Raw genomic sequence first — 12517 nt, 5'->3', positions numbered from 1 at the left:
TAAATAAATATTTTAGAATTTATGCAAATAATGCATAAATTACAGCTATTAAAACAGCAGCAAATCCAAATAATGGATATCCTAAAATAGATGCAAAATAAGAAATAATAAACACAATTAAAAATATTCCAAATAATTTTGCTTTTTGATTATCAAAAAGGTTTATTATTGTTCTTAAAAACTCTGAAGGAACATTATACCCATATAATCCATTAGCTAATTCAAATACAACTAAAGATAAGGGACTGTAAGAATTAATATTATCAGCTATTTGAGCTCTTTCTCCTGCTTCTCTTCTACTTTTACCTATACCTGATCTAATTTTAACATTATTATTTAATGCAAACCAAGCAGAATCTAAACCTGCACGAATAGCTAAATCTTTAGAAGGAAACCTTGCAATAAAATCATCTCCACCTTCACGATAACCTTCCACTTCACCTTCACATTCTGTTTCAATAAAATGTTTAATTCCATTCATTAATTCTACAAGATAATCTCTACCATGTTTATCAATAAATTTTGTAGAATCAATAATATCAATAAAAAGATAATTTTGAAGTTCCGATGATTTAGACTCTTTAAGTGAAAAAGGTGCATCAAAAACAATAGCATATTCTCCACCTAATTTTGTAAATGCAACACCTGGAAAGTTTCCAATTTCTTTTGTAAAATTAATAGATCTTTCAATAGCTGCAGCACCAGTCATACCAACAGCTGCAGAAATAGGGATATTATTTTTTAAACCAATACCTACAAAACGTATAGCTATTTTAATAGCATCATTTTTACTATTTAATTTTGCAATTATCTCAGTAGAACTCTTTTCAACAATTTCTCCTTTTTCTTCTAAAATAATACTTGTAAACATATTAATTAAAGAACTAGGTTGAGGAAGTTCTACGAATAAATAACGATCACTACCCATTATAATATTACTTACAAGAGCATATTCTTCAATTTTATTTTCAGCAGCTTTAAGTTCATAAAAATTATGATTTTCAGGAATATTATTTTCACCTAAATCTCTTAGAAGGTTTTGAAAAATACTATCTGTTGTAATATTTGCTTTTTCAATTTCAATAAGAGCTGTTTGAGTATAATTAAACAACTCTACATATTCCGATTCCATTGGATTAGTTGGAAAATATTTAGTACCTATACTAATAACATCATGTTTAGTTAATAATTTAATAAGAAGTTTAGATAAGCTAGATTTACTCATCCAAATTTCCTCCCTTAATCAATGCAATTTCAAATTCACCTGGCTTTTCAAGTAACATATCTGGTTTAACAGATACAAAAGGAAATTTCCAAGATCCTAATCTACCAGCTATTGTACTTGCAATGTTTCTTGAATTTTTCTTAATAAAAACTTCATCATGAGTATTTATTCTAATTTCAATATTATATGGTGCATTATCAGTAACTTCACCAGCTATCATAATATTTAACTCAAAAAATCCTGGTTTCATAAATAAATCATTACGCACAGCTATAAGTGGCTTTTTTTCAAGTTTTAATCTATCAGCAACAGTAACAGAAATATTTCCTGCATTTTTAGTAACTAATTTATAATCTTTAGGATGTACAAGAACAAAAATTACATATGGAGCTGCAACTTCAACATCATCAACCATATCCATTACTTTATTAAACATTGGAATCTTAGAAAACAAGTTTTCAATTTTTGAATCCATACTATTTTCATTATCAATTCTTATAATAGCTTGTTTTGCAATGTTTAAAGGAGAAATATCTACTCCTTCTTTTTTATCATAAACATTCCATTTTTTAAAATCTAATTGTTTTATAATTTCATCACAAAGATTTTGTAAAATATGTTTATCTTTTTTAGGTTTTTTTGGTTTGCCAAAGGTTATTTTATCTCCATCAAAACCAAAAGAAATTCTTTTACTATTAATATCTTTAAATTCATCAGAAAAATCTCTAAATTTATCATTAGATAATATTTTAGCATTTTCTTTCTCAGCTAATTCAAAAATAAAATGATCAGCATTATTACCTGCTTCAACTTGTTCTACATTTTCACTTTCTAAAAGCTTTTCAAATTCCTCTTTCTCATCAATTTCATGGCGTAAAGATGCATCGACGATAATAACAAATTCGTCGCCTTTTTTTTCTAGTGCATCTACCGCAGCAAGAATATTGCTAAGTTGAGGTTTAGAATCTTTATTTTTTTTATAATGAGCTACATTAGAACCATCGATAACCACTTTCACAATATCACCTAAGGAAATTTTTAATATAAAAATCAACTAAAATACAATAATATAATTATATATCTACTAAGATATATTTAAATTTATGTTTAAGAATTTTTAAACAAAAAACGAAAAAAAGCTTAAAAAATTTTAATTTTTATATAATTTATTTAAAAAAACTATTTTTGAGTCAAAAAATTATAAATAAAAAACATGAAAATAGAAGTAAAATTGAATATAAATTTTAAAAAATTGATTAAATTATTTTTTAAATTCAATTACATCTAAATAATCAGCTAAAATATTTTTCAAATTCAGTGCAGTTTCTGGAGCCATAATAATTTGCATATTTGATTCATTAATTAATTTCATTGAATCATCTTCCCCATTAACTAATTTTTGATTTATTAAAATTAATCTAAGTTCTTTACTACTAATTCCAACACCAAAATCAGATGCAAAAACAATTTTAGAATTATCATCAATAATTACATTTTCTGTATCTATTACCTGATGATTTTCCTTCATATGAAAACCTCCATATTATTTTGAGAATAATTAGTGAAATTAATATTATAATTTCTTTTTAATTTTTCAAGTTCATGTTTATTAACAATAACATCTTCGTTTTTTTCTATTTCATTTTCCATTTTATTTAAATCAATATCAGGAGCATTTTCATCAAATATTTCATCTAATTCCTCATCAGAATATTTCTCCATTTTAGTTTCATCATAATTTTCTAATTCTTTTTTTAGTTGTATTTCTGCTAAAATTCTTTGTACATTATCTAAATTGTGGATTAATGGAGATTTTTTATTTATTAAATATTTTTTATTTTTAATTAAAATTAAATCATTTTCTATGAAAACATTAATAAAATTATCTAATGTAGACCTTGAAATCCCTGATCCAACAGCTATTTGTTGTTTAGTATATTCTCCAAATGGGTGTGCTAGTAAATAGTCAATAACTTTTATTTGAGGGCATTTGCCTAATAATTCCATCATTTTTATTCCTCTTTTATTATAATAATATATACAATTATTATACATAAACTCATTAATAAAGTTTTTGAAAATGTCTAAAAAAAATACAATTATAATATTTATCTTATTTACAAGAGAAAGTATATATTCAAAAATAAAATAAAAATATAATTAATTATGAAAAATTGCAATAAAAAATATGAACAATATATAGAAAAAGAAATATTGTATTCATTATATAGAAAAAAATATTTTGGAAAACGACATACACCTATTAAAAATTTATGTGGTCGATTATCATACATTCCATGTAAAAAAATTAATAAAATAGTGAAAAAATTATTTAAAAAAGGACTAATTGGAATAAAAAATACATCTCATGATAAAGATATATATCTAAATATTTCTAGAAAAAAAGAAATTGAAGAAATAATTTCTGATTTATTAGATGAATTATATGAATTTAATTAAAATATTAAATATTAATCTTTAATTCGTCTATCAAATGTTTTAATTAATAGATTTTTACCTTCAACTTCATTAAAAAATATTTTTATTTCCCTATCAGAAATATTATAAACATTATAAGAATTTATATCTTTACCACGAAGTTTAGTAGATGATAACGAACCTGCATTTAAAAATAAAGTATCATTCATTTCCCAAACATTATGAACATGTTTATGTCCACAAATAACAAGATCTACTTTATGATTTATTAAGCTTTTTAAAATATCTCCTGCATCAGATAATACGTTTCTCTCCCTACCAGTTTCAGGTATAGGAATAACATGATGGTGCATAGCTACTACAGTAAAAGATTTATTTGAAAGACAGTTATCTAGTTGTTCATCCATCCATACTTGTTGAGGGCGACCAATATTACCATTATCTACATCAGGAGAACTAGAATCAACACCTACTACAACTGTTTTATTTTCTTTTATAAGTTTCCAACTACGTTCACCAATATATTCTTCAAAAGTTTGATAACCTAAGTTTCTAGAATCATGATTACCTGGAACAGCATATAAAGGTGATTTAAATAAAGATAATAATTCTTTAGCTCTTTTATATTCAGCATAATAACCTTGATTTGTAATATCACCAGTTAATATTATAAAATCAGGACTAATATTATTGATTTCATCAACAGCTTTTAAGAAAACATCTTCATTAAATTCATGATTACTAATATGTAAATCTGAAATATGAACAATAATTGTCATTATATCTAAGATGTAAGATTTAAAATAGCTTCAGCTAAATCTCCTTTTGATTCGATTAAAGCCTTCTCAGCATCTTCTGATGAAACATTTGCTTGATTAGCTACCATTTCAATATCTTGATCAGGAATAACTAATTCTTCTTCAATATCTATTTCTTGAGCAGTACCAGTAACTTGATAAGTTTCTTGGCCCATAACATTCATTAAACTAACTTCAGCATTAGGAATAATTAATTCTTTATCTTCAAGGCGAATAATAACTTCTTTAACACCTTCAAGTTCTTTCATATCCATTCCCATTTTTTTCATTTGTCTTTCCATTTGTTTCATTTGTTTTGGGTTCATACCAGGAATCATAATAACACCTCTATTTTTTTAAATATATAATTAATAATTTCTTCTATTAGATTTAAGAGCAATTGCAAAAATAAATATACCTATTAAAAGCAATACAATTTGTGGGAAAATTGAAAATACTAACATAGGAATTAAATCAAGTTTTAAAAGTATCCATAAAACTGCATAAATAATAATAAGGACTCCAAGAAGCATAGCTATTTTATTTAAACTATCTCTTAAATCCATAGGACTTCCAGTTGGTATTGGCAAATATATCACTACCTATAATTTTTTAATCCCATCTTTTGATGAGATAAATACATCATCAACATTTTTTGTAAATAATCCATTTTCAACTACGCCAGGAATCGTATTTAAATCCTTTTCAAGTGAAGATGGATCTGGAATATCAGCAAACTTAGCATCTATTACAAAATTTCCATTATCTGTAATAACTGGGCCTTGTTTAGATACACCGATTCTTATCTCAGGAGTAGCTCCAATTTCAGTTAAAGTATTTATAACAGATCTTGATGCAATAGGAATAACTTCAATAGGAACAGCACATTCACTTAAATTATTAAAATACTTAGATTCATCAGCTATTACATAGAATTTCTTTGCAGAATAATCAATAATTTTCTCTAAAGTATGTGATGCTCCTCCGCCTTTAATAATATCTAAATTAGGATCGATTGCATCAGCACCATCAACAGCTATATCTACATCTTGTTCTTCTAGAGAAGTTATAGGTATACCAAGTTCTTTAGCTAAGAAAAATGCCTGATAAGATGTGACAACACCTAAAATATCTAAATTTTCTTCTTTAACTCTTTGACCTAACTTTTCTATAAAAAATTTACAAGTAGAACCAGTACCTAAGCCTACAACATCACCATCATTTACAAATTTAGTAACATATTCAGCTACTTCTTTTTTTAAATCCATTACATCACCTAAATAACAAAACCTAAATCTAATTTATTTAAATTATAATCTTTCCTACATTTACCAATATGTTTTCCATCATTTTCTAAGATAATACATTTATCTCCTTTTATCAATCCTTCAGGAAAACAATAATCATGATATTCACAAGTTTCATCACAATCTAGAGGCTCATATGTAAAAGTTGAACCTGGGAAAATATTTTTTGAATCAGATAAAACTGATATATTAGCTCGTTCAATTTCTACAGGTAAAACAAGATTTTCATCATGAATATGACATTTTTGCTCATTGTCTCTAACACCCGTAATAATATATTTACGATTTTCATCTAAAGAATCAACACAAGATGATTTGAACCTGCAATCTTCACATTCTTCAGCAGGGCCATAAAAAATAAAGCTATTTCCTTTTTTAGCTAAATCTTTTCCAATTAAAGTTATCACTCGATCACCTCAGTTTTTATAGCTAAGTTTCTTGCAGCATCACAAGATAAACCATTATCACCTAAAATTGTATATCTATCTGGTCTTATTTTATGTGCATTTAATAATGCTTCAATTATAATTTCAGGATCTACTCCTAATTCTTCAGCTGTAGTTGGTGCACCAATTTTAGCTAAATTATCTTTTATAAATTTCCAATCCCCACCATGTAAATGCATCATCATGATAGTTCCAATACCACATTGTTCACCGTGTAAAGCTGGTTTATCTAATAATTGATCTAGAGCATGTGAAAATTTGTGTTCTGAACCACTAGCTGGTCTACTTGAACCTGCAATACTAATAGCCATTCCACTACTAAAAAGAGTTTTTACAACTAAGCGTGTACTTTCTTCTAATCCTTCTTTTATACTGCCTGAGTACTTAGTAATTAATTTAGAAGACATTTCGGATAATGAAGCAGCTGATTCGCTATAATAAACATTTTTTAATCTTTTAGCTAGTTTCCAATCTTTAATAGCTGTAAAATTAGATATGATATCTGCACATCCTGCAGCTAATAATCTAAAAGAAGCATTTGTAATAATATTTGTATCAGCTATTACACCTAATGGTGCTTGAGCTTTCATTGAAACAGAACCTTTTGAATCTTTAATTGATGCAAGAGGTGAAACGATACCATCATGAGAAGCTGTAGTAGGCATTGACATGAAATAAAGTTCAGTATTATTTGATGCCATTTTTGCAACATCAATAACTTTACCACCACCAATTCCTAAAATAAATGAAAAATTTTCTGATTTATCTTGAACTTTATTTACAGAATCTATATCAGCATCCTTTACTTTAATATAATCTACTGTGAATCCTTCATCTTCTAAGCTATCCATAGCTTGTTTACCTGCAATATTAAAAGTAGTATTTCCAGTAACAATTAAAGCTTCCTTATCAAGTCTAAGATCATTACAAATATTTCCAGTATTTCCAATTAAGTCTGGACCTATATGAACTTCACGAGGCATTTGAATTTTTCTACTATCCATATTATCTTCTCAAAATATACATTTTTATATATGATAATAGTTAATAAAATAAGTTTTGTTTTTTATATATTATAATAATTATAATTTTAAATAATATTAAAGATTAATATTAATGTATTAGGTGATATGGTGGAAAATTTTAGTGAATGGTTTCATGAGATTTTAGATAAAGGAAACATAATAGATTCAAGATATCCAATTAAAGGTATGAGTGTTTGGCTACCTTATGGATTTCAAATTAGAAAATATACTTTAGAATTATTAAAAGACTTATTTGATAAAGAACATGAAGAAGTATTATTCCCTCTTTTAGTTCCTGAAGAAGAACTCGCAAAAGAAGGAATTCATGTAAAAGGATTTGAAGAAGAAGTTTATTGGGTAACACAAGGAGGTAATAAAGAATTAAATGAAAAATTAGCTTTAAGACCTACTAGTGAAACAGCAATTTATCCAATGTTCTCATTATGGATTAGATCTCATATTGACCTACCAATGAAATATTATCAAATAGTTAATACATTTAGATATGAAACAAAACATACAAGGCCATTAATTAGAGTTCGTGAGATATCAACATTTAAAGAAGCTCATACTGTACATGCATCACAAGCAGAATGTAACCAACAAGTTGAAGATGCTGTAGAACTTTATAAAGAATTTTTTGACTATCTTGGAATACCATATTTCATAAGTAAAAGACCAGAATGGGATAAATTCCCTGGTGCTGATTATACAATGGCATTTGATACATTAATGCCTGATGGAAAAACATTACAAATTGGAACAGTTCATAATTTAGGTCAAACATTTGCAAAAACATTTGATATTACATTTGAAAACGAGAAAGGAGCACATGAATATGCTTATCAAAGCTGTTATGGATTATCAGATCGTGTGATAGCTACAATTATTGGAGTCCACGGCGATGAAAAAGGATTAGTTTTACCTCCAACAGTCTCACCAAACCATCTTACAATAATTCCCATATTATTTAAAGATTCTAAAGATAAAGTCTTAGAAAAATGTATGCAAATTAAAGAAGATTTAGAATCAGAAGGAATAAGAGTCTATATTGATGATAGAGATATGAGACCTGGTAAAAAATTCTTTGATTGGGAAGTTAAAGGAACACCACTTAGACTTGAAATTGGGCCAAAAGATTTAGAAAACAATAAAACATCAATTACAAGACGTGATACATTAGAGAAAACTGAACTTGAATTAAATGATGAGTTAACCGAAGCTATTAAAGCTATGCTTATGACAATTGATATAGATATGTCTTCTAAAGCATTTGAAAAACTTGAAAATTCTATTGCATATACTGAAAATATAGATGAAATAGATGGATTAATTAAAGAAGGTAAAGTAGTTGCATTTAATTGGGATGGTAAAAATCCTACAGGTGAAGCTATAGAAGAAGAGACAGGTTATGATATTTTAGGAATTCATAAAGAATTAGATGATGCAAGTGATAAACTATGTATTTATAGTGGAGAAAAGGCAAAATACCTTGCACTAATAGCTAAAACATATTAAGTGATTATATGGATGAAATTTATGCAATAATTCCTGTAAGTAGATTTGAACATGCTAAAACACGTTTATCTCCTTTTTTAAATGAAAAAGAAAGAGAAACATTATTAAAAGCTATGCTTAAAGATGTTACTAATGCATTAAAAGAAAATGTAGATAAAATCTTTTTAATAAGTGCAGATTCAAATGTATTAGATTATGGAAAAGAATTAGGCATAGATACATTAAAAGAAAATGATAATTCAAATTTAAATAAAGCATTATCACAAGCTATGGAATATTGTAAAGGTAAATCTAGGAAAATAATCATTACCCCGTCAGATATTCCTTTAATGAAAAATACTGACCTTAATTTACTTATAAAAAATAGTGAAAAATATGATATAATGATTTCTCCTTCAAAAGGAGGAGGAACAAATGTTTTAATAATGGAACCTGAATTAATAGAAACTAAATTCGGAGATTTCAGCTTTTTAGAACATATTAAAATAGCTAATGAAAATAATTTAACTTATCAGATTTTTGATTCATTTTATATCTCATTAGATGTTAATACAACTGAAGATTTGGGAGAAATAATGGTTCATGGTGAAAATAGCTATACTAAAGAATATTTAAGAAGTTTAAATATTGATGTTGAATCTATTCATGGAAATGAAAGATTAAAAGTATGGAGATAATTTATGAAAGTAATGTCAATAGCTGGAATTGATCCAAGTGGAGGAGCAGGACTTCTAGCAGATATTAAAACATTTCAAAATATTGGAGTTTTTGGAACTGGAATTCCAACTGCACTTACTTGTCAAAATCCATATGAAATGATTTCAACCAAAGGAATAGAAGTTGAATATATTGAAGAAGAAATTGATTCTGTATTAACTTGTTACAACGATATAAAATACATAAAAACTGGAATGCTCTATTCAACTGAGATTATTAAATTAATTTCTCATAAAATTAAAGAATATAATTTAAAAGCTATTGTTGATCCTGTTATGGTTTCAACTGCTGGTGGAAATCTAGCAAAAGAAGATTTAAATAATGCAATGATTAAATATCTGCTTCCAGAATCTATTTTAACAACACCCAATATTTCTGAAGCATCCGAACTATCAGGCGTGGAAGTTAATAATAAAGAAGATGCAATTAATGCAGCTATAGAACTTGGAAAGATATGTGATGTTATTATAACTGGTGGGCATTTAGATGGAATAAATACACTTTCATTAAATGGAAAAATTTCAAATATTGAAGAGGAATTAATTGATACCGATAATCTTCATGGAACAGGTTGTGTCTTCTCAGCAGCTATTGTATCATATTTGGCTTTAGGAGACACTCTAGAAATAGCTATTAAAAAATCATTAGATTATGTTCATAGCGGAGTTTTAAATGGGAATTATGGAACTTTAATACATAAATGAGGAGATAAAATGGCAAAAACATTAAAATATACATTCGAACATGGATCAATACAAGCAGAAAATGGAAATAACTTTTTAGTTAAAGATATTAAAATTGAAGAATTCTTTATTAAAACAAGCATTACTATTATCAGCATGCATAAAGTTTCTGAAAATTCAGATAAAGAATCAATTAATGAAAAACTTAAACAAATAGCTGAAGACCATGTGATTTGTTATGTTGATTGTTGGAATGCTGAAAAAGATGATTTAATGGTTTTTAAATGTATATTAAATGATGATATAGCTGAAGATGATGATATGATATCAGCTATTGTATTAGAAGAAATTTAAAATAAGTTGATTTATTTTTTGATTTCTTTAATTTGTTTATCGAAATCAGAAAAATAATTTTTATCTTGAATTGGTCTAAATTTTTTATATTCTTTTAAAATATGACTAGACCATTTTAAAACTGTGTAATTTCTTTACTATTTACACCATATCCTACAGATATTATAATATCAAGATTAAAAACATAAACTCCCTTTTTATTTTACGATTATCTTCATTTTGAACTGTCAAAATTTCTTTGACAGTTGTATATTTTTCCGAAATTCATTAGTTTCATAAATCTCTTTTAGATGAAATAACTTGTAGAGTAACTGCTCTTTTTGAACTTTTAAAACTTTAAAATATTATAAAAATATATGTTAATCAATTATACTTCATTGTTTTTGGATAAAACTAAAATTTCAAATATAAAAATATAATAATCTAATTTAAATGAAAATTCAGTTGTTTCCAAAATAGAAAACACTAAAAAAAAATATGTATATATTTTAATATTAATCCCAAACATCAAGGAGTTTTTTGACTTCTTCTTGGACTTCAATAAATTCCATAGACTCACGATTTCTCATACGAGGTAGTGAAATATCAACAATTTCCTTAATCCTTCCTGGGTTTTTATCCATCACTACTATTTTATCAGCTAAAAAAACAGCTTCATCTACATCATGTGTTACAAAAACAATAGTATTTTCAAATCTTTTCCAAACACCAATTAATTGTTCTTGTAATCGTTGTCTATTTTGCATGTCCAATGCAGAAAATGGTTCATCCATAAGTAAAACAGGAGTATGATTTAATAAAGAACGGATTATAGCTACTCTTTGTTTCATTCCTCCTGATAATTCATGAGGATAGCTATCCATAAAATCACTTAAACCGACTCTTTCTAAATACCTTTTAGCAGAATCTAAGTTTTCTTCTTTAGATTTATTATTTAAATTTAAACCAAACATTACATTATCAAGTACTGTAAGCCATGGGAAAAGAGAATATTGTTGGAATATAAAACCTCTGTCTTTTGAAGGTTTCCTAACAAGTTCTTCCCCATCAAATATTTCACCAGAGTCTGGTTGCTCAAGTCCAGCAATTAATCTTAAAAGTGTTGTTTTACCACAGCCAGAAGGACCTAAAAGACAAATAAGTTCTCCATCTTCAACAGAGAGATTAACATTTTCAAGTACATCAATCTCTTTTTCATGAGCACGATATGTTTTATTGATATTTTTAACTTTAATTGACAAATGAAACCCTCTTTTATTACCAAAATACTTGGTCTTGAATTTTTCCAAATAAATAATCTAATATTAAACCAATAAACCCTATAGTTAACATTCCAACAACAGTAGTACCAGTATCAAATAAGTTTGTTGCTGTTAAAATCATATAACCAAGCCCACTGCTTGATCCAATCATTTCAGCAGAAATTGTACACATTAAAGCTATTCCCACACCTACTTTAAGGCCTGAAAGAATATATGGAACAGCTGAAGGAAGCATGATTTTAGATAATACATCCCAATTATTTGCACCTAAAGTTTGAGCAGCTTCAATTAAAACTTTATCTGTTCTTTTAACACCATCTATAGTGTAAATTAAAATTGGAAATACACATCCCATAAAAATTATGAAAATAGCTGGAACAGTTCCAATTCCAAACCATAAAATAGAAAATGGAATCCATGCAACAGGAGGAATAGGTCTTAAAACACTTATTACGAAACTAGACATTTCTTCTAAAATTTGTGACCATCCAAGTAAAATTCCTAAAGGAATAGCTACAATAGATGCAAAAAACATACCTCCAAATACTTTAAATAAAGTATTAATAGAATCTGAGAAAAGTTTTCCAGATGAAATAACTTCAATAGCTGATAAACAAACATCAACTGGACTAGGTAAAACATAAGGTGTGACAAGTTTTAAAACTGAAGTAACCATAAACCATATGAAAATAATTATTATTGGTAAAATTAATGGATAAAGTTTTCTTATATTCATTGAATCAC

General features: G+C 26.7%; 17 protein-coding genes. 5 read left to right on the top strand and 12 right to left on the bottom strand.

Features of this window, described 5'->3' with window-relative positions; genetic code table 11:
* Positions 1 to 19: 19 nt before the first annotated feature.
* From ACA134_RS03875 to ACA134_RS03860, 4 genes are all read right to left on the bottom strand, one after another.
* Positions 20 to 1225, bottom strand: a complete 1206-nt coding sequence (locus ACA134_RS03875) for a hypothetical protein (RefSeq protein WP_409200867.1) — start codon at positions 1223 to 1225, stop codon at positions 20 to 22.
* Positions 1218 to 2243 (bottom strand): NYN domain-containing protein, encoded by a 1026-nt coding sequence (locus ACA134_RS03870; RefSeq protein ID WP_409200866.1) that lies wholly within the window; start codon positions 2241 to 2243, stop codon positions 1218 to 1220. The genes ACA134_RS03875 and ACA134_RS03870 overlap by 8 nt, the downstream gene beginning before the upstream one ends.
* Positions 2244 to 2486: 243 nt before the next feature.
* Complete coding sequence (locus ACA134_RS03865) at positions 2487 to 2753, bottom strand: hypothetical protein (protein WP_409200865.1); 267 nt, start codon at positions 2751 to 2753, stop codon at positions 2487 to 2489.
* Positions 2750 to 3235, bottom strand: coding sequence for a hypothetical protein (locus tag ACA134_RS03860; protein WP_409200864.1), 486 nt, complete (start codon positions 3233 to 3235; stop codon positions 2750 to 2752). Before ACA134_RS03860 ends, ACA134_RS03865 begins: the two co-directional genes overlap by 4 nt.
* A 156-nt stretch (positions 3236 to 3391) precedes the next feature.
* Between ACA134_RS03860 and ACA134_RS03855 the strand changes: the two genes are divergently transcribed.
* Positions 3392 to 3685, top strand: a complete 294-nt coding sequence (locus ACA134_RS03855; protein ID WP_409200863.1) for a hypothetical protein — start codon at positions 3392 to 3394, stop codon at positions 3683 to 3685.
* 11 nt (positions 3686 to 3696) lie between these two features.
* Here ACA134_RS03855 and ACA134_RS03850 read toward each other — a convergent pair whose 3' ends face one another.
* Genes ACA134_RS03850 through ACA134_RS03825 form a run of 6 tightly spaced genes read right to left on the bottom strand, consistent with a single transcriptional unit; the run spans position 3697 to position 7218 of the window.
* Positions 3697 to 4443, bottom strand: coding sequence for a metallophosphoesterase family protein (locus tag ACA134_RS03850; protein WP_409200862.1), 747 nt, complete (start codon positions 4441 to 4443; stop codon positions 3697 to 3699).
* 5 nt (positions 4444 to 4448) lie between these two features.
* Positions 4449 to 4799 (bottom strand): nascent polypeptide-associated complex protein, encoded by a 351-nt coding sequence (locus ACA134_RS03845; protein ID WP_409200861.1) that lies wholly within the window; start codon positions 4797 to 4799, stop codon positions 4449 to 4451.
* A 30-nt stretch (positions 4800 to 4829) separates the two neighbouring features.
* A complete protein-coding gene (locus ACA134_RS03840; RefSeq protein WP_409200860.1) occupies positions 4830 to 5060 on the bottom strand; it encodes a hypothetical protein in 231 nt (76 codons plus the stop codon).
* A gap of 3 nt (positions 5061 to 5063) precedes the next feature.
* Positions 5064 to 5729 carry a ribose-5-phosphate isomerase RpiA gene (gene rpiA, locus ACA134_RS03835; RefSeq protein ID WP_409200859.1) on the bottom strand — a complete coding sequence of 222 codons (666 nt, stop codon included), beginning with the start codon at positions 5727 to 5729 and terminating at the stop codon, positions 5064 to 5066.
* 8 nt (positions 5730 to 5737) lie between these two features.
* Entirely contained in the window at positions 5738 to 6175 is a 438-nt protein-coding gene (locus ACA134_RS03830) for a UPF0179 family protein (protein ID WP_409200858.1), read from the bottom strand.
* Positions 6172 to 7218: an NAD(P)-dependent glycerol-1-phosphate dehydrogenase gene (locus ACA134_RS03825; RefSeq protein ID WP_409200857.1), complete on the bottom strand. Its 1047-nt coding sequence runs from the start codon at positions 7216 to 7218 to the stop codon at positions 6172 to 6174. The genes ACA134_RS03830 and ACA134_RS03825 overlap by 4 nt, the downstream gene beginning before the upstream one ends.
* 126 nt (positions 7219 to 7344) lie before the next feature.
* On the opposite strand from ACA134_RS03825, the gene proS reads away from it, so the two are divergent.
* From proS to ACA134_RS03805, 4 genes are read left to right on the top strand one after another with little or no spacing between them, the layout of a single operon-like run.
* The gene (gene proS, locus ACA134_RS03820) at positions 7345 to 8757 is read left to right on the top strand and encodes a proline--tRNA ligase (RefSeq protein WP_409200856.1); all 1413 of its coding nucleotides are present in this window, start codon (positions 7345 to 7347) and stop codon (positions 8755 to 8757) included.
* Positions 8758 to 8765: 8 nt separating this feature from the next.
* The gene (gene cofC, locus ACA134_RS03815) at positions 8766 to 9434 is read left to right on the top strand and encodes a 2-phospho-L-lactate guanylyltransferase (RefSeq protein ID WP_409200855.1); all 669 of its coding nucleotides are present in this window, start codon (positions 8766 to 8768) and stop codon (positions 9432 to 9434) included.
* Positions 9435 to 9437: 3 nt separating this feature from the next.
* Positions 9438 to 10178, top strand: a complete 741-nt coding sequence (gene thiD / locus ACA134_RS03810) for a bifunctional hydroxymethylpyrimidine kinase/phosphomethylpyrimidine kinase (protein ID WP_409200854.1) — start codon at positions 9438 to 9440, stop codon at positions 10176 to 10178.
* A gap of 9 nt (positions 10179 to 10187) precedes the next feature.
* Positions 10188 to 10511: a hypothetical protein gene (locus ACA134_RS03805; RefSeq protein ID WP_409200853.1), complete on the top strand. Its 324-nt coding sequence runs from the start codon at positions 10188 to 10190 to the stop codon at positions 10509 to 10511.
* Positions 10512 to 11005: 494 nt separating this feature from the next.
* Here ACA134_RS03805 and ACA134_RS03800 read toward each other — a convergent pair whose 3' ends face one another.
* Both ACA134_RS03800 and ACA134_RS03795 read right to left on the bottom strand, forming a co-directional pair.
* Positions 11006 to 11752 carry an ABC transporter ATP-binding protein gene (locus ACA134_RS03800; RefSeq protein WP_409200852.1) on the bottom strand — a complete coding sequence of 249 codons (747 nt, stop codon included), beginning with the start codon at positions 11750 to 11752 and terminating at the stop codon, positions 11006 to 11008.
* 16 nt (positions 11753 to 11768) lie between these two features.
* Complete coding sequence (locus ACA134_RS03795) at positions 11769 to 12509, bottom strand: ABC transporter permease (protein WP_409200851.1); 741 nt, start codon at positions 12507 to 12509, stop codon at positions 11769 to 11771.
* Positions 12510 to 12517 lie beyond the last annotated feature (8 nt).

It is taken from the genome of Methanobrevibacter sp. DSM 116169, from assembly GCF_046197865.1.
In the GTDB taxonomy this organism is placed as follows: Archaea; Methanobacteriota; Methanobacteria; order Methanobacteriales; family Methanobacteriaceae; genus JAHKLT01.
Note: the sequence above shows the minus strand (reverse complement) of the source record. Positions and strands in the feature narration are given on the sequence as shown.

Excerpts from the sequence above, each read along its gene's own strand:
- ACA134_RS03875 (WP_409200867.1), bottom strand. The coding sequence starts at position 1,225 with ATGAGTAAATCTAGCTTATCTAAACTTCTTATTAAATTATTAACTAAA.
- ACA134_RS03865 (WP_409200865.1), bottom strand. The coding sequence starts at position 2,753 with ATGAAGGAAAATCATCAGGTAATAGATACAGAAAATGTAATTATTGAT.
- ACA134_RS03860 (WP_409200864.1), bottom strand. The coding sequence starts at position 3,235 with ATGATGGAATTATTAGGCAAATGCCCTCAAATAAAAGTTATTGACTAT.
- ACA134_RS03855 (WP_409200863.1), top strand. The coding sequence starts at position 3,392 with ATGAAAAATTGCAATAAAAAATATGAACAATATATAGAAAAAGAAATA.
- ACA134_RS03850 (WP_409200862.1), bottom strand. The coding sequence starts at position 4,443 with ATGACAATTATTGTTCATATTTCAGATTTACATATTAGTAATCATGAA.
- ACA134_RS03845 (WP_409200861.1), bottom strand. The coding sequence starts at position 4,799 with ATGATTCCTGGTATGAACCCAAAACAAATGAAACAAATGGAAAGACAA.
- rpiA (WP_409200859.1), bottom strand. The coding sequence starts at position 5,729 with ATGGATTTAAAAAAAGAAGTAGCTGAATATGTTACTAAATTTGTAAAT.
- ACA134_RS03825 (WP_409200857.1), bottom strand. The coding sequence starts at position 7,218 with ATGGATAGTAGAAAAATTCAAATGCCTCGTGAAGTTCATATAGGTCCA.
- proS (WP_409200856.1), top strand. The coding sequence starts at position 7,345 with ATGGTGGAAAATTTTAGTGAATGGTTTCATGAGATTTTAGATAAAGGA.
- cofC (WP_409200855.1), top strand. The coding sequence starts at position 8,766 with ATGGATGAAATTTATGCAATAATTCCTGTAAGTAGATTTGAACATGCT.
- thiD (WP_409200854.1), top strand. The coding sequence starts at position 9,438 with ATGAAAGTAATGTCAATAGCTGGAATTGATCCAAGTGGAGGAGCAGGA.
- ACA134_RS03805 (WP_409200853.1), top strand. The coding sequence starts at position 10,188 with ATGGCAAAAACATTAAAATATACATTCGAACATGGATCAATACAAGCA.
- ACA134_RS03795 (WP_409200851.1), bottom strand. The coding sequence starts at position 12,509 with ATGAATATAAGAAAACTTTATCCATTAATTTTACCAATAATAATTATT.